General features: G+C 72.4%; 14 protein-coding genes. 3 read left to right on the top strand and 11 right to left on the bottom strand.

Features of this window, described 5'->3' with window-relative positions; translation table 11 throughout:
* Positions 1-4: 4 nt before the first annotated feature.
* The 6 genes from B0675_RS14325 to B0675_RS14300 all read right to left on the bottom strand — a co-directional run bounded on the left by B0675_RS14325 (position 5) and on the right by B0675_RS14300 (position 6,857).
* Positions 5-2,683, bottom strand: a complete 2,679-nt coding sequence (locus B0675_RS14325) for a SpoIIE family protein phosphatase (protein ID WP_081221788.1) — start codon at positions 2,681-2,683, stop codon at positions 5-7.
* A gap of 366 nt (positions 2,684-3,049) precedes the next feature.
* Complete coding sequence (locus B0675_RS14320; RefSeq protein WP_179165295.1) at positions 3,050-3,457, bottom strand: ATP-binding protein; 408 nt, start codon at positions 3,455-3,457, stop codon at positions 3,050-3,052.
* A 184-nt stretch (positions 3,458-3,641) separates the two neighbouring features.
* Positions 3,642-4,052, bottom strand: coding sequence for a (deoxy)nucleoside triphosphate pyrophosphohydrolase (locus tag B0675_RS14315; RefSeq protein WP_081219183.1), 411 nt, complete (start codon positions 4,050-4,052; stop codon positions 3,642-3,644).
* Positions 4,053-4,097: 45 nt separating this feature from the next.
* Entirely contained in the window at positions 4,098-4,280 is a 183-nt protein-coding gene (locus tag B0675_RS14310; protein WP_081219182.1) for an SPOR domain-containing protein, read from the bottom strand.
* Between the two features lie 329 nt (positions 4,281-4,609).
* A complete protein-coding gene (locus B0675_RS14305) occupies positions 4,610-5,362 on the bottom strand; it encodes a GntR family transcriptional regulator (protein ID WP_081219181.1) in 753 nt (250 codons plus the stop codon).
* A gap of 148 nt (positions 5,363-5,510) precedes the next feature.
* Complete coding sequence (locus tag B0675_RS14300; protein WP_241539781.1) at positions 5,511-6,857, bottom strand: DUF4190 domain-containing protein; 1,347 nt, start codon at positions 6,855-6,857, stop codon at positions 5,511-5,513.
* Between the two features lie 306 nt (positions 6,858-7,163).
* Between B0675_RS14300 and B0675_RS14295 the strand changes: the two genes are divergently transcribed.
* Positions 7,164-8,270, top strand: a complete 1,107-nt coding sequence (locus tag B0675_RS14295) for a threonine synthase (protein ID WP_081219179.1) — start codon at positions 7,164-7,166, stop codon at positions 8,268-8,270.
* Between the two features lie 121 nt (positions 8,271-8,391).
* Here the strand turns inward: B0675_RS14295 and B0675_RS14290 are convergent, their stop codons facing one another.
* A complete protein-coding gene (locus B0675_RS14290; RefSeq protein ID WP_081219178.1) occupies positions 8,392-10,779 on the bottom strand; it encodes a DEAD/DEAH box helicase in 2,388 nt (795 codons plus the stop codon).
* Positions 10,780-11,339: 560 nt separating this feature from the next.
* On the opposite strand from B0675_RS14290, the gene B0675_RS14285 reads away from it, so the two are divergent.
* Positions 11,340-11,600: a hypothetical protein gene (locus tag B0675_RS14285; RefSeq protein ID WP_081219177.1), complete on the top strand. Its 261-nt coding sequence runs from the start codon at positions 11,340-11,342 to the stop codon at positions 11,598-11,600.
* 28 nt (positions 11,601-11,628) lie between these two features.
* Here B0675_RS14285 and B0675_RS14280 read toward each other — a convergent pair whose 3' ends face one another.
* Positions 11,629-12,594: a class I SAM-dependent methyltransferase gene (locus B0675_RS14280; RefSeq protein ID WP_081219176.1), complete on the bottom strand. Its 966-nt coding sequence runs from the start codon at positions 12,592-12,594 to the stop codon at positions 11,629-11,631.
* Between the two features lie 109 nt (positions 12,595-12,703).
* Positions 12,704-13,339 carry an XRE family transcriptional regulator gene (locus tag B0675_RS14275; protein WP_081219175.1) on the bottom strand — a complete coding sequence of 212 codons (636 nt, stop codon included), beginning with the start codon at positions 13,337-13,339 and terminating at the stop codon, positions 12,704-12,706.
* Between the two features lie 259 nt (positions 13,340-13,598).
* Between B0675_RS14275 and B0675_RS41955 the strand changes: the two genes are divergently transcribed.
* Positions 13,599-14,204: a hypothetical protein gene (locus B0675_RS41955; RefSeq protein WP_241539780.1), complete on the top strand. Its 606-nt coding sequence runs from the start codon at positions 13,599-13,601 to the stop codon at positions 14,202-14,204.
* Between the two features lie 16 nt (positions 14,205-14,220).
* Here B0675_RS41955 and B0675_RS14260 read toward each other — a convergent pair whose 3' ends face one another.
* Positions 14,221-14,634, bottom strand: a complete 414-nt coding sequence (locus tag B0675_RS14260; RefSeq protein ID WP_081219172.1) for a PIN domain-containing protein — start codon at positions 14,632-14,634, stop codon at positions 14,221-14,223.
* The gene (locus B0675_RS14255) at positions 14,616-14,900 is read right to left on the bottom strand and encodes a hypothetical protein (protein ID WP_081219171.1); all 285 of its coding nucleotides are present in this window, start codon (positions 14,898-14,900) and stop codon (positions 14,616-14,618) included. Before B0675_RS14255 ends, B0675_RS14260 begins: the two co-directional genes overlap by 19 nt.
* Positions 14,901-15,052 lie beyond the last annotated feature (152 nt).

Below are 15,052 nucleotides of genomic sequence, written 5' to 3'. Positions count from 1 at the left end.
GGTCTCAGAACAGGCTCAGCAGCGCCTCGGCCGGGTCGGTGAGGCTCGTCTCCCCGTCCGGCAGCGGGAGTTCGAACCAGACCGTCTTCCCGCGCGGGGTCCTGCGGGAGCCCCAGCCGGCGGAGAGGAGACCGACCAGCTGGAGGCCGCGTCCTCCCTCGTCGGTGTCACGGGCGCGGCGGCGGCGTGGCTGGACGAGTCCCGCGTCCCAGACCTCGCAGACGAGGGTGCGGTCGAGCAGCAGCCGCAGTCTGATCTCGCCCTCGCCGTACCGCAGGGCGTTGGTGACCAGCTCGCTGACCAGCAACTCCGTCGTGTCGACGAGCGGTTCCAGGTCCCAGGCGACGAGCTGTGTGCGCGCGTACTCGCGGGCGCGGCCCACACTGCGCGGCTCGCGCGGCAGGGTCCAGTCGCCGACGGAGTCGGCGGGCAGCCCCTGGACGCGGGCCATCAGCAGGGCGATGTCGTCCTCGCCGTGATGGGTGTCGAGGGTGTTGAGGACGTGGTCGCAGACGTCCTCCAGCGGGCTGGTGGGGTCGGTGAGCGCACCGACGAACGCCTGGAGGCCCTCGTCGAGCGGATGGTCGCGCGATTCGACCAGTCCATCCGTGTAGAGCGCCAACAGCGCACCTTCGGGCAGTTCGACCTCCACCTCCTCGAAGGGCTCGCCGCCCACTCCGAGGGGCATGCCGGGCGGCACGTCGAGCATCAGCGCGGTCTCGCCGGGCTCGACCAGCACCGGCGGGAGGTGGCCCGCGTTGGCGAAGGTGCACCGGCGGGTCACGGAGTCGTAGACGGCGTAGACGCAGGTGGCGAGGTACACCTCGGAGAGGTCGGCGTCGCGGGGCTGGCGTGCCGTGCGGGTCGCCTGCTGGACGCCGCCGGGGGTGCCGAGGCCGCGGGCGATCTCGTCCAGCGCGGAGAGGACCTCGGCGGGTTCGAGATCGAGCAGGGCCAAGGTGCGTACGGCCGTGCGGAGTTCGCCCATCGCCACGGCGGCGCGCAGGCCGCGGCCCATCACGTCACCCACCACGAGGGCGGTGCGGTGGCCGGGGAGTTCGATCACGTCGAACCAGTCGCCGCCCACCTCGGTCGCCGCGTTGCCCGGCAGATAGCGGCACGCGATGTCCAGGCCGGAGGCCTCGGGGTCGCCCGGGGGCAGCAGGGAGCGCTGCAGGATGAGGGCGCGTTCGTGCTCACGGCGGTACAGCCGGGCGTTGTCGATGCAGACGGCCGCGCGGGCGGCCAGTTCCACGGCCAGGGACCGGTCGCGTTCCCCGAACGGTTCGCTGCCCTTCGTCCGGGAGAACTGGGCGAGTCCCACGACCGTGTCGTGGGCGACCATCGGGACGGCCAGCGTGGACTGGATGAGGCCGCCGTCGTCCGCGGGGATGTACTGCGGCTTGGCGGTGCGCAGGGCGTCCGCGCAGGGCGAGTTGAAGGGGTAGTGGTGGACGGCGCCGACCGCGACGGGTGCCTGGCCGCCGGCGAACGGCGCGTCGGACACCGCGCTGGCGAACGCGACCCGGCGCAGTTCCGCGCTGCCGTCCACGAGCCCCGGCGGAGCCTCGTCCCCGGCGAGCAGTCCCTGGTACAGGTCGACCGTCGCGAGGTCGCAGAAGCCGGGGACCACGACGTCGAGGAGTTCGCGCGCGGTGGTCTCCAGGTCGAGGGAGTTGCCGATGCGGGCGCCCGCTTCGTTCAGCAGGGCGAGATTGCGCCGCGCCGCGGCCGCTTCCCGGGCGGCCGCCCGGCGGGAGGTGATGTCGATTCCGAGCCAGGCGATACCGATCGGACGGCCGCTTCCGCTGTGGACGCGGTAGAGGTTCACGGACCAGTGGCGGCGCTCCTCGGAGCCGGGCACGTAGCCCGTGACGTGCATGTCCGTGATGGAGTCGCCTGTTTCGAGGACGCGGCGCAGGACGGCCGTGACGCGCTCGGCCTCCGGGTGCGGGAGGTAGTCGTGGACGCCCTTGCCGTGGTGGTCGTCGACGTCACCGCCGAAGATCGAGGCGAACCGCTCGTTGGCCCGCCGGACCCGCAGGTCGGTGTCGATCAGCAGGAACCCGAACGGAGATTGACCGAAAATCGCCTGCGAGGCGGCGAGGTCGGTCTCGATGCTGCGCAGGGTGCGGACGTCCACGACGATGCACACCGCGGCCCGCTCGCCGTCCTCGGTCGTGGTCGGCATCACATAGACCTCGGCGAGACCCTCCACGGGCTCGGCCGTGCCCTCGGCGGCCGGCAGCCGGAAGGGCACCACGCCGGTCCACTCGCGGCCGTCCAGGATCTCCGCCATCTTGCGCTGGCCGAACTCGCGCCGGTCGGCGGTGACGAACGCCTCGATGGGGTCCATGCCGACGGCCCGCTCCGCGGGGATCCCGAAGATCTGCTCGGCGCGCAGGCTCCACTGGTCGACCAGCCCGTCGGCGCCTATCGAGAAGGACGCGACCTTGATGTAGTCGTAGATCGAGCCGGGTGGACTGGTCTGCCACATCGCGTCGCCCGGCGCCTCGCCGGACGCCTCTCCGGCCGGGCCGGCCGCCGCGCCGCCCGCCCTTTCGCCCGAGGTGTCACCCGCGTCGTCGCCGGGGGCCGTGCGCGCGGAATCGCTCGCCGCATCAGCCCTCGCGCCGCCCGACGGGTCCTCCGACTCCGTGGCCTTCGCTGGTATCTCGCTCACGCGAACCGTCCCCTCCAGCTCACCGCGTCCGGCACCGGTCACCGGGGGCGGCTGCCCGCAGTATCCAGCACTACGGCGCCGCACAACACGGTGTTCACGATCACAGCACGGTCCCGATGGTTTTTGGACCGGCCGCGACATACTCCCAGTCTTCTAACCAGGTGGCGCCCCGTCGAATCAAAGAATCCGACACCCGCCAGTGGCCTGAACCAGTCGGGCGCCGAGCGCACGCCCCGTCCCCTCGTCCCACCACCCGGCGCGGCGGGCTCATCCCGGCCCCGAGCTGCCGCTTCGGGACCGGACGGGTGTCCCTCGGGACCCGGCCGAAACCCCGCTGCGGGCCTCGCCCGAAACCCTCGGTTCTCCTCACCCCGGCACGGCGAGTTCGAACCAGACGGTCTTTCCGTTGTCGCCGGGCCAGGTGCCCCAGCTTCTGCACGAACCGGCCACCAGTTGGAGTCCGCGACCGCTCTCGTCCTCGGCGGCGGCGGACCGTTCGCGCGGCGGGTCCGGCAGGGGGTCGGAGACCTCGACGCGCAGGGCCCGCTGCCCGTCCACGGGGCGCACCAGACGGACGCCGATGGGGCCCGTCGCATGGCGCAGGGAATTCGTCACCAGCTCGCTGACCAGCAGGACCGCGATGTCACCGACGGAATCCAGCTCCCACGCACGCAGCTGTCCCCGGACGGCGGCACGGGCGGTGCGGACAGCACCGGGATCCGCCGGAAAGGTCCACTCCGCGCAGTCGCCTTCGGTGTCGATCACATCGATCACTTCCCAGACCAGGAACTCACACCCATGTCCGGTTTCGTGGGATTAGTGGTCACATACCCGATATCGACGCCGGTTTACCGCACTGGGCCGTCCCCTGTGGGGCGAACGGCGTACGCGTCGCGCGCGGGCCGCGCCACACCCCCCGGGCCCGACCGCGCCCCGCGCGCGGGGCGGCGCCGGGGGATCACCCGCGCGGGGGACCGAGCAGCGGCAGCACGTCCTTGACCGCCGGCACGTCCTGGTCCAGCCAGTCCACGTCCCAGATCTCCTCGGGGGTGAGCCAGCGCAGTTCGTCGTGGTCCTGCAACGGACGGGGGGCGGCGGAGCCGGTCCGCAGTCGGGCGGCCCAGACCACGAGGACGTGACCGGGCTTCAGCGGCCACTCGCCGGGGACGCGCTCCAGGAGTTCCGTCTCGACGCCCAGCTCCTCGCGCAGCTCGCGCACGAGCGCCGGCTCGGGGGCCTCCCCCGGCTCGACCTTGCCGCCCGGCAGTTCCCAGCGCCCGGCGAGTTCGGGAGGTGCGCTGCGGCGGGCGGCGAGCAGGCGCCCTTCGTGCACCAGGGCGCCCGCGACGACCACGATCCGTTCCGTCATGCGCCGGAGCCTACGGGAGCGGAGCGCGGGTCCCGACGCGGCGGATCACCGGGTGCCGTTCTGCCCGATCCGCTCGACCCAGTAGAGCTGTTTGTGACCGCGGGCGTCGAGGCTGTCCGCGGTCTTCTGCGCCTCCGCGCGGGTCGCGTACCTGCCGACGCGGTAGCGATTGCCGTTGTCGTCCTGCCGTATGACGAGCCAGGGAAGAGTGATCGTGCCGTCGTTCATCCAGCCCCTCCGCTTCCCGCCCCGGGCCCCCGTCCTGCCCCGCCCTCTAACGAAACCCCACTGCGCATATGCCCGAGCCTACGCCTAACCTTCACGCAGCGAATACGGCTTTTCACAAAGAGGTACGCAACCAGCCAGGAGGGGACGCCTTCCCCGGGGGCGCACGCCGCCGAACACGCCGTCGACCGCCCCCCGCGCGCCCGCGAACAGGGCGAAGACCCTTCCGCGCCCGGGAGTTGAGAAAGGCCAGATTCCAACCGGGCCGGCCGCCCACCGGGACCTCCGGCTCACGTCACCGGCCGGCGGGCGCAACGCCCGTCAAGGGCAGGTCACTTCACCGGCAGGTGGTACGCGATGCGGTACCGGTCCGCCGGGACCACCACGTCCGCCGTCTCGACCGGGCGGCCCGAGGCATAGAAGGTCCGCTGGATGACGACGACGACATGACCGGGGACGCCGCCCAGTGCGAGGAGTTCCTCGGCGAGACCGGGGCGGGCGCCGACCTCCTCGGTGACGTTGTCCACGATCACGTCGATGGCGGCCATGCGCTCGACGACGCCCATGCCGCCGAGCGGCCCCTCCTCGGGGAGCATCACCGGCGTACGCCCGGTGACGGCGAGCGGCTCCCAGGAGGTGGAGAGCATCATCGCCTCGCCGCCGTCGCGGTAGACGTAGTTCGTGCACATCACGCGGTCGCCGGGCCGGATGGCGAGCCGCTCGGCGATCGCGCCGCTCGCCTCGACCTGCCGGCTGTGGGACTCCCAGGTGCCGCGCGCGGCCATGTCGGCCTGCTCCTGGCGGAACGGGGTCGCGCCACTGTCCGGCCGGTATCCCGACCGGGCCACCCGGCGCGGCACCGGGCGCTCGCGCACATACGTACCGGAGCCGGAACGGCCCTCCACGAGCCCCTCCGCCATCAGGACCTTCCGCGCCTCCAGGGCGACGGTGTCCGACACCCCGTACTCCTCGCGGATCCTCGCCTGCGAGGGGAGGCGGGTGTGCGGTGGCAGTGAACCGTCGACGATCTTCTTACGGAGATCCCCCGCGACGCGCAGGTAGGCCGGCTGTTCACCGAAAGTCACTTAGCCGCTCCCATCAGGTTGTACAGACAGCAACAGCGTGGCAACCGTGGGTTGTGCCATGCAAGCAAAGGCCAGAGAATCACTCGATGTGATGACGCGAGGCCCCCAAGGGCTTTACGCAGGCACTTTCTCCCCGCTATGGGCGCCGTCACACCTCCATGCCGCTGCCGCCTTCGCCACCGCCGTCACCGCCGCCGGAGCCGCCGCCCGTCGGCGGGGTGGTGGCAAGACCCAGAGCCTCGCGGGTGGTGACCGTCGTGCTGCCGTCGATCAGCTTGGCGCCCTTTTCGTAGTGGGCGTAGAACGCGTCCGCGTCCCGCGCCTCGGCGGCCTTCTCCCACTCCTTCCGCGACCGGTCGAGGTTCTTCAGCAGGGCCTCGACCTGGCCGCTCGCCGCCGGGTCGAAGGTGTGGCGGCGGAGCTGCCCGGTCTGCTCGGTGATCGCGTCGGAGACCCTGTGCGCCCACTTCTTGTGGCCCGGCAGGTCGTCCTCCACATACTCCTCGTCGGGCGCCGACTCCATCGCCCTGTTGAGGAGGCGTGCCGCGTCGAGGTAGGCGAACTGGTCGCCGTCGAGCGTCGTCACGTCCTTGCGCAGCGGGCCGGTCAGCGTGCCCTTTTCGTCGGTGTTCCCGAACATGCAGGTGATCTCTCGGTCCCCGATGCGCCAGCTCTGCGCGGTCGGCGTGAAGTAGTACACGTCGACGTCGTCCGGGACGGCCCAGGCGTCCATCGCGTAGGCGTCCATGAGCGCGTAGCACTTGTCGTCGGCCTGGTCGGTGACCGCGGAGTCGCCGGGGAAGGAGTCGCCGGCCACGGTGACCGAGGCGAACACCTCGGCGTCGTGCTTCCCGGCGCAGGGCACCGTGTCGACGTCGTAGGCGAGGCCCTCCAGGCTGTCCCCCGGCGCGTCGAAGCACTCGCCCTTGCTCAGCGAGAAGGTGTTTCCGGCCGCCCCTTCGCTGAAGCCCTTCCAGAAGTCGTCCGCTCCCCCGGTGGCGAACATCAGCCCGACCAGCAGGGCGCCGATCGACGACATCACGATGCCGCCGATCGCCATGCCCTTGCCGCGCTCCCCGCGCTTGCCGATCTGGACGAGTGCCACGATCCCGAGCACCAGCCCGACCCCGGGCAGGAAGCAGAGGACGCCGAGGACGAGCGCGGCGATCGCGAGCCCGTTGACGGGTGCGGGGCGGTTGTACGGCGAGTACCCCTGGCCCCAGGTCTGGTACGGGGTCCCGTACGGGGACTGCTGGTAGGGGCCGTGCTGGTGGGGACCTTGCTGGTACGGGCCCGGGTACGAACCCTGCTGGTACGGGTCCTGGGGGTACGGGCCCTGCGCGTTCGGAACCTGCGGGTTCGGAACCTGCGGGTTCGGAACCTGCGGGTTCGGGGGCGGGTACGGCCCGGACGTCCCCGGAGCGCCCGGCGGTGCCCCGTGCGGCGGGTGCTGGCCCTCTGGTTGCTGCGGCCCGGGCGGCGGGGGTATGGCCACGAGTTCCCTTGCTCCTAGTCCACGCGCGGTGGAACCTGCGTACGGCTGCCGGATGGCTGCGCGCATCGTAAGGGGGGCGCGGGTGCGGGCGGGACGGAGGGCGGGAGTACGGACGGGGACAGGCCGGTGTGCGGGTCCGGGGTACGGGTCCGGGGTACGGCTCAGGGTCGGGTGGAGGATGCGGTTCGGGCCGGTCCGCCGGGCTGCGGTGCCGGGAACGGACGCGGTGGGGCCACGGGGGTAACACGCCTATGGCCGAACGCCGGTGACACACCATCACTCACCGGCCGCGTCTAACCTGCGCGTATGACTGCACTGCCGGACTGCTTCTGCCCCACGGACGGCACCCGCGTCCCCTCCGGTTCGCTCGCCTGGTGCTGCCCGGTGTGCCGGGGGCCGCTCGATCTGGACTTCTCCCCGACCCCGGCCCCGCTCTCGTCGCTGACCGGCCGGGTGAACTCGCTGTGGCGGTACGCGGAATGCCTGCCGCTGGCCTCGCCCACCGTGAGCCTGGGCGAGGGCCGCACCCCGCTGGTGTCCCTCCGCGAGGATGTCTCCGCGAAGCTCGACTTCCTGATGCCGACGCTGTCGTTCAAGGACCGGGGGGCGGTGCTGCTGGCCGAACTGGCGCTGCGGCTGGGTCCGCGGCAGGTCCTGGCGGACAGCAGCGGCAACGCGGGCACGGCGGTCGCCGCGTACTGCGCGCGGGCCGGCCTGCCCTGCACCGTGTACGTGCCCGAAGGCACCTCCCCGAAGAAGCTGGAGCAGATCGAGGCGCACGGGGCACGGCTGCGGGTGGTCGAGGGCGACCGCGAGGCGACGGCACGGGCGGCGCGTGAGGCGGCCGACGAGGAGGGCGTGTTCTATGCCTCGCACGTCTTCAACCCGTACTTCCTGCACGGCACGAAGACCTACGTCCACGAACTCTGGGAGGACCTCGGCGGACGGCTGCCGGACGTCGTCGTGGTACCGGTCGGCAACGGCACGCTGCTGCTCGGTGCCGCGCTGGCGGTGGCCGAACTGCACGGAGCGGGGCTGATCGACCGCAGGCCCGCGCTGTACGCCGTCCAGTCGGCGGCCGTCGCGCCGCTCGCCCACGCCTGGTCCGAGGGTGCCGAGGACCTCGTGGGGGTGACGGCGACAGCGCCCACGTTCGCCGAGGGCATCGCGATCCCGAAGCCGCCCCGGGCCCGCCAGATCCTGCGCGCGGTACGCGCCTCCGGGGGCGCCTTCCTGACCGTGACGGAGGACCAGATCCGGCACGCCCAGTCGGATCTGGCGAGCCGCGGCCTGTACGTGGAGTCGACCGGGGTGGCCTGCTGGGCGGCGGTGCGGGACGGCGCGCTCGGCGGGCGCGAGACGGTGGTGCCGCTGTGCGGCGCGGGGGTGAAGACGGGGATGGCGCGGGAGTGAGGTCGAGCGTGGAGGCGGGGTGGGGGCCAACGGGCAGGCGGGGACGAGGCGAGAGAGGGGGACGGCACGGAGGTGACGGCGGGGTCCGTGGCCCGGCGGTGAAGGCGGCGCCCTGTCGGCGTCAAGCCGTTGGCTCGGCCCGGGATGCGCGCTCGGACCCGCCGTCCGACGCGCGCTCGGATGCGGCCTCGGGCTGCGGTCCGGCCTCGGGCTCGGTCTCGGTCTCGGTCTCGGCCTCCGGTTCGGACGCGGACGCGAGTCGCTGCTGCTCCTCCTCGACGATCCGGCGCGCCAGGCCGCTGTCCGAGACGTCGACGGCGTCCGGGGTCGCCTCGGCGATGTCGCTGCGGCGGGCGTAGGCGTCGAAGAGCAACGCCTTGTTCTGCAGGATGCTCAACAGCCGGTCGTCCACGCTGTCCGCGACGAGCAGCCGGTGGACCTGGACGGGACGGACCTGCCCCATCCGGTGGGCGCGGGCCACGGCCTGGTGCTCCAGGGTCGGCTTGACCTGCGGTTCGCACAGGATGACCACGGACGCCGCCTGGAGGTTGAGACCGATGCCGCCGGCCTCGATCTGGCAGAGCAGCACCGCGTGCCCGTCCGCCTCGGTGAACGCGTCGACCAGGCGCTGCCGGTCCGCCGCGGGCACGCTCCCCGATATCGGCCCGAACACCCTTCTCCCCGGCCCCTCCTGGTCCCCGGGCCGCAGCGCCTGCTGGACGGCGGCGAGCACGTCACGGAAGTACGAGAACACCACCACCTTGAGATCGTTCGCGGCGGCCTCCGCGGCCAGTTCGCGCAGCCGCTGGAGCTTCGCGGACCGCTCCGGGTCGGCGTAGGCGGCCCGGCGCATCGCCATGAAGTTCCCCGCCGCGACCGCCCTGCGATAGGCCTTCCGGTCGGCGGGTCCGAACTCCTCCCACTCGTCGACCTGGACGAGCGCGGGCAGTTCCGTCAGCACGTCGCGCTGGTTGCGCCGCAGATAGGCGGGGGCGACGGCCGTACGGAAGGCGTGCGGGCCCGCGGCGGCGCTGCTGTTGTGGATCGCGGGGAGCAGGTCGGGACGCAGGTGGCGGACGAGGCTGCGGAACTCCTCGACACGGTTCTCCATCGGCGTACCGGTGAGGAAGAGCACCCGGTCGCAGCGGGCGGTCCAGGCGGCGACCGCCTTGGAGCGGCGGGCGTCCGGGTTCTTCACGTAGTGGGCCTCGTCGACGACGAGCATCCCGGGCGGCGCCCCGCCGACGGCCCCCGGTCCGGTGCCGTCCGGTACCGGCAGGGTGTGCAGCACGTCGTACGTGGTGATCGCGACGCCCCCGCGCTCGCGCCACTCCCTGTACGCGTCCTGCCGGTGGGCCCCGTGGACGGGGAGGGCGCGCAGGGTGCTGCGGGTGCCGATCTCCCGGGTCCAGTTGATCAGGACGCTGGCCGGGCAGACGACGAGGAAGTGGGTGTGGCCGTCGGCGGCGAGATGGGCGAGCGCGGCGATGGCCTGGACGGTCTTGCCGAGGCCCATCTCGTCGCCGAGCACGACGCGGCGCTGGGCGAGGGCGAACCGGGCGCCGAAGGACTGGTAGCCGCGCAGCGAGACCCGGCGGTGGGTGTCGTCCAGGCGCTGCGCGTGCACGCGCTCGGCCACCTCGGACGGCAGGAACCCCTCGGCCGCCTCCACGTCGGCGGCGCCCGCGGGGTGGTCGGCGATCTCGGCGAGCTGGCTGTAGTACTCCGCGGAGTGCAGCTCGAAGTCGACCCAGGCCTCGATCTCGGAGGCCGGTTCGCGCAGCAGGTCGGTGGAGGCCTGTGCGAGCAGCAGGCGCACGTCTCGGGCGGCGGCGTCGGCCGTGAGGTCGCGCAGGGCGACGGTCGCGGCGAACGCGCTCTGCCTGCGACGCCTTCCGGTGACCGCGAGCCGCAGCCAGCCGGCGGCGGGCGCCGCTTCGGGGAGCAGGGCGCCGATGCGCTCGTCGAGCCGCCGGGCGGCGTCCACGGCCCGCCGCAGTTCGGGTCCGGCCTCGACGAGCCGGCGCAGCGCGACGACGAGGGCGGTGGTCCGGGGTTCGGGATGGTCGACGTCGATCCGTACGGAGACGGTCTCCCCGACGGCGCGCGCGATCTGCCGGGCCGCCGCGAGCGCCTGGTCGGCTGTCTGGGCGCCGACGCCCGGGATCTGCCGCAGCTCGTAGCGGCTCGCCTCGTGCACGGCGCGCACCGAGGCGAGTCCGGCGGCCTCGACGGCCGCGAGCCGCAGCCGGCCCTCGGTGACGTCTTTCAGCCGGGAGACGGGGATGGACTCCAGCTCCCGGGCGACGAGTTCGTCCCGGAGCGGGGTGAGGGCCGAGCGGACCGCCTCGACGGCGCGGGTGTGGTCGGCGAGCACCGTGCGGGCGGCCTCGTGCAGCCGCGTGGCCTCCGCCAGCAGAACCCGCGCCTGCCGCCCGACGGGCGGTTGCGCCACGGGCACCTGCCCGCCGGCACCCCGCCCGCTCACCGCCTCCTCCGTACCCGCCATGACACCCCTCACGTGCCGCCCGTCGCGCGCCGTCCGCCGTCCGATGCGCGCATCTTTCCACGCACCGCTGACACCGGTCCCGGGCGAGCCACCGTTCCCGGGCGAGCCACGGACGACCGCGGCGCGACCGACGAAGCCGTGCCCTCCGTCTGCCCGCCGCCCGAGCCCAAACACCGACACCGACACCGACAGCAGTACCGGCACCGGCAGCAGGCCCGGAACTCCTCGCCGTGACACCACACCCGACCGACCGGGATGTGTCGCAAGAGGGGCAGCCTCCGGTCGGGCAGGGGTCGTCTTCGGCCGTGATCGTCTCTTTCCCGCCAGGTCCGAACCAACGGAAGATCCGATTCCGTCCCGATCCGTTCCGATTCGAGTGTCAACTCGCCCCGTTTCGGGGAGATTTCAGGAATGGCTGCATCATGCAGACGTCCCCGTGGGCGGCAGGGGCATCCTGATCGCACCCCCGCGCACCACCACCCGTACGACGTCCCCCCACTCCTGTCCGGCACCACCCGTACGACCGCCTCCACGGTCGGCCCGACTGCCAGGAGTTCACGGTGACCGCCCACACAGCCACCACGATCGCCCGTCTCCTCGGCCGCCTCCTGTGCCTGCACCTCGCCCTAGCGATGGCGTCCGCGGCCGCCTTCACCGTGCTCGGCGCGCACACCCACCGCACGGCGCTCTACGCCCTGTGGGCGGCCCTGCCGCTCACCGGCGCCGCGTGGGCGCTCGCGCGGGCCGCGGAGAAGCGGCGGTCGCGGCGCGACCGGGACGCCAGCACCGCCGACCCCGCCGGCTGGACGTCCGCCGCCTGAGTCCCTCCGTACCGCCCCGCGGGGGCCGTCAGGCGCCCCGGCGCGCGGCCCAGACCGTGCGTTCGGTGCGCACCTCCAGGTCGTCGCGGCGCAGGATGCTGTGCGGGCCGTCGGTGTCGAGCAGCCGGTCCAGCGCGGCGAGGTCCTCGGCCGGAAGCCCGTCGGCGACCGTGCCGCGCAGGCGCCGCAGACTCTCCAGGGCGTAGGCGCCGACCGCCGCGTCACGCGAGCCCTCGATGTGCACGGTGAGGGCACGTTCGGCCTCGACGGTGAATCCGGCGGCGGTGAGCTTCGGGCCCCAGTCGGCGCCACGGTGGGGCACGTGCTCGGCGTGGCACCGCTCGCTCGCGGCGTGACAGCGCTCCTCCAGGCCGGGCCTCTCCTCCGGGGCGTTCTCGGGCAGGAAGCGGGGGAAGCCGGCCAGTTCCAGGACCACGAACAGTCCGCCGGGCGCGAGGGCGTCGCGCACCGCGCGCAGCGCCCGGTCCGGGTCGGCCATGTGGTGCATCGAGGCCGACGCCCACACCAGGTCGGGTGTGCCGAGGTCGGGCCAGACGGTGGTGTCGAGGTCGGCCTGCACGGTACGGATCCGCCCGTCCACGCCCCGGGCGCACGCCTTCTCCCGCAGCCGCTGGAGGTGCGCGGCGGAGAAGTCGACGGCGGTCACGTCCGCCTCGGGGAACCGGTCGAGGAGGGCGAAGGTGCCCGCTCCCGTCCCGCAGCCCAGGTCCACGATCCGGCGCGGTGACGTCCCGGTCGGCAGCCATGACGTGACGGAGGCGAGGTGCTCGGCGAGGACTTCCGCGTCGAGGTCGAGGATCTCCGCCTGGCCGTCGAGGGTGTCGCCGGAGTGCGCGTGGGCGCCGGAGTGGGAGTGACCGCCCTGGTGGCGATGACGGTCCTGGCCGCCGGAGCCGCCGGGGGCCCCGGAGTTGTCGTGGCCGTCGTGGCTGTCATGACCGGACGAGTGGGGGTGCGGGTGTGCGTGAGCCATGCCCCCACGCTAGGGCGGACATGCGCGCATGGCACGAGTCCTTGCCGTTTCCGCAACAAAGTCGCGAATCGGAGGGCCGCACACGCAAGACAGCCAGTACCGCGATCCCTCAGGCGCGGGGACCGTCACCGTCACGGGCACCGGAACCCGCGTCGGCACCGGCGTCGGCACCGCCGTCAGGACGCTGGTGGCCGCGGCGGGCGTCGCGGTCGAAGATGCCGAGAATCTCGCACGGCCCGCCTTCGGCCCCGATGGCGTGCGGCAGCATCGTGGGGAACTCCGCGGCCTGGTTGGTCTCCACGCGAAAGCGCCGGTGGCCCAGCATCAGGATCGCGGTGCCGGACAGGACGACGAGCCATTCGCGGCCGGGATGCGCCCGCATACGGGCGGGGTTGTCCGGCGGCGGCTCGGTCATGCGCTGCCGTACGACGCTCATGCCGGGGTCGCCCTTGACGGGCCAGCGCATCAGCCCGTGGGCGGCGTCGATCATGGGACTGACGACCACGTCGTCCGAGGCCGTCTCGACCAGCTGGTCCAGGGTGGTGTCGAGCGCGCGGGCCAGCGTCACGAGGCTGTCCAGCGCCAGGCGCCGTTGCCCGTTCTCGATACGGCTGAGCGTGGACTGACTGAGCCGGGCGCGCGAGGCCAGCTCCTTCAGCGACCAGCCCTGCGCCACCCGCAGGGCACGGATCCGCTTGCGCACGAGGCTGTCCAGCTCGCCATCACTTTGCGTCATGCGCAACATCGTATGCCGCTGATGCAAAGCGCGATTGGCGTCGGCGCGAGGCTCCTGAACGGCGGCAGCCACAGCTCGTCACCGCCCGCAGCGACGGGCCCCGCACACCCATTCCCCGGCGGCCCGCCACCTCCGTTCCGCACTCGCCATTCCCCGCTCCCCGTCCCCTGTCCCCCGTCGAACTGTTCCGCGACACGCTCGCCGCAAGGACCGCACTCGCCCCGCGCACCGCTTCCCTCGAAGCCCTGTCCAAGGAATCCGCCATGAAGTGGATCGAGGCCAGATCTGCGACCTGTTCACCGAGGACAACACTCTTGTCCTCGTGAAGCCCGCGCTTCTCCATCACCGCCGCTTCGACTACACCCCCTCAAGCCGCCTACGCTTCATACTCCGCGGCGGCAGCCCGCACCGTGCAAGCGAATGGGCGGATCTCCCCGACCGGTCTCTGGAAGAGCAACTCGCCGAGATCGTGCAGGAGGTCGGCCTCCGTGGCGAAGCCGCGGAGCGCAAACGCCTCGCGGACCAGAAAGCCCGAGAGGTCGAGCGAAAGCGCTGGGAAGCCGCCATGCAGGAAGCCCACGCCGCCTACGCCCATGCCTACCGCGTCAAACACCTCGGAGAACAGGCAGACACCTGGTACCAGGCCAGGCGCCTGACCGAATACGTCGCAGCAGTAGGCGTCCATGCCACATCACTTCCGCCCGGGCAGGAGCGGACCGAGGTCGAGGCGTGGCTGGCGTTCACGGACGCGCATCTCCACATCCTCACCGAATCGGTCTCAGCGCCGAAACTGCCCACGCCGCCGAAACCCAGCGGCGACGACCTCAAGCCCTTACTCGGCCACTGGAGCCCCTACGGACCCCGCTCCTACTGAGCCGGACCAAGGGACATCACGCCGCCACGAGCCGGACCCGCTCGCCGCACAGCTTGGCCATGTCGTCAATATCGGAAGTCAGCATGACCACGGGGCGGTGCTGTCGCAGCGCGGCCTCGGCGACGGCCGCATCGATCGCGTACTTGTGCCCGTGCAACCCGGCATTCATCAGCAACTTCGAGGCAGCCCTCGCCTCCTCGTCGCCGACGGGGACGACCCGCAGCCCGGAAAGCACCCAGTTCAGGCGGGACCTGTTAGTACGGGCGTGGACAGCTTCGATGATGGTGAGCGCACTGATCACGACCTCCATGCCGCGCGAGCGCGCCTCGGCGATCAGAGCCACCACCTGCTCGTCGTCAGCGAGCAGCTTCGAGAGTCCCTCGCTGTCGAGGACGAGCGTCCCCTCGTGACTCAGCCTGCGGCGGGCCACTCGGCCTCCTCGGCGAACACCTCGTCGAAGACCTGCCGCGCCCGCTGACGAGCCGGCTCGGAGACCGGCCCCTTGCGGCTCTCGTAGTCCGCCAGGTATTCGTCCAGAACCTGCCCGCGCAACTCACGCTCGACCGCCTCGGCGATGAACGCGGAGAACTCCCGCTTCCCCACCCGCGCCCGAATCGCCTCCGCGGTTCCCTCGGGCAGCGACAAGCTCACCCGCGTCGCCGGCCCTTCCCCAATGCCGTACGTCGCCTCAGCCATGCCACCGATTGTGTCAAACGAGTAGGAAAAGCGCCACGTCCGCCTACCTTCACACTCGGCCAGCGCCCCGCTCGCACAAATCCCAGCACGGGCGCCCTCACCCCATCCCAGCACGATCCCAGCACGGTACGGATGACCAGGGATGACGACAG

This window comes from Streptomyces sp. M41(2017) (assembly GCF_002078175.1).
Classification (GTDB): domain Bacteria; phylum Actinomycetota; class Actinomycetes; order Streptomycetales; family Streptomycetaceae; genus Streptomyces.
The sequence above is the reverse complement of the archived record's forward strand: the minus strand, read 5'-3'. Positions and strand labels throughout refer to the sequence as shown.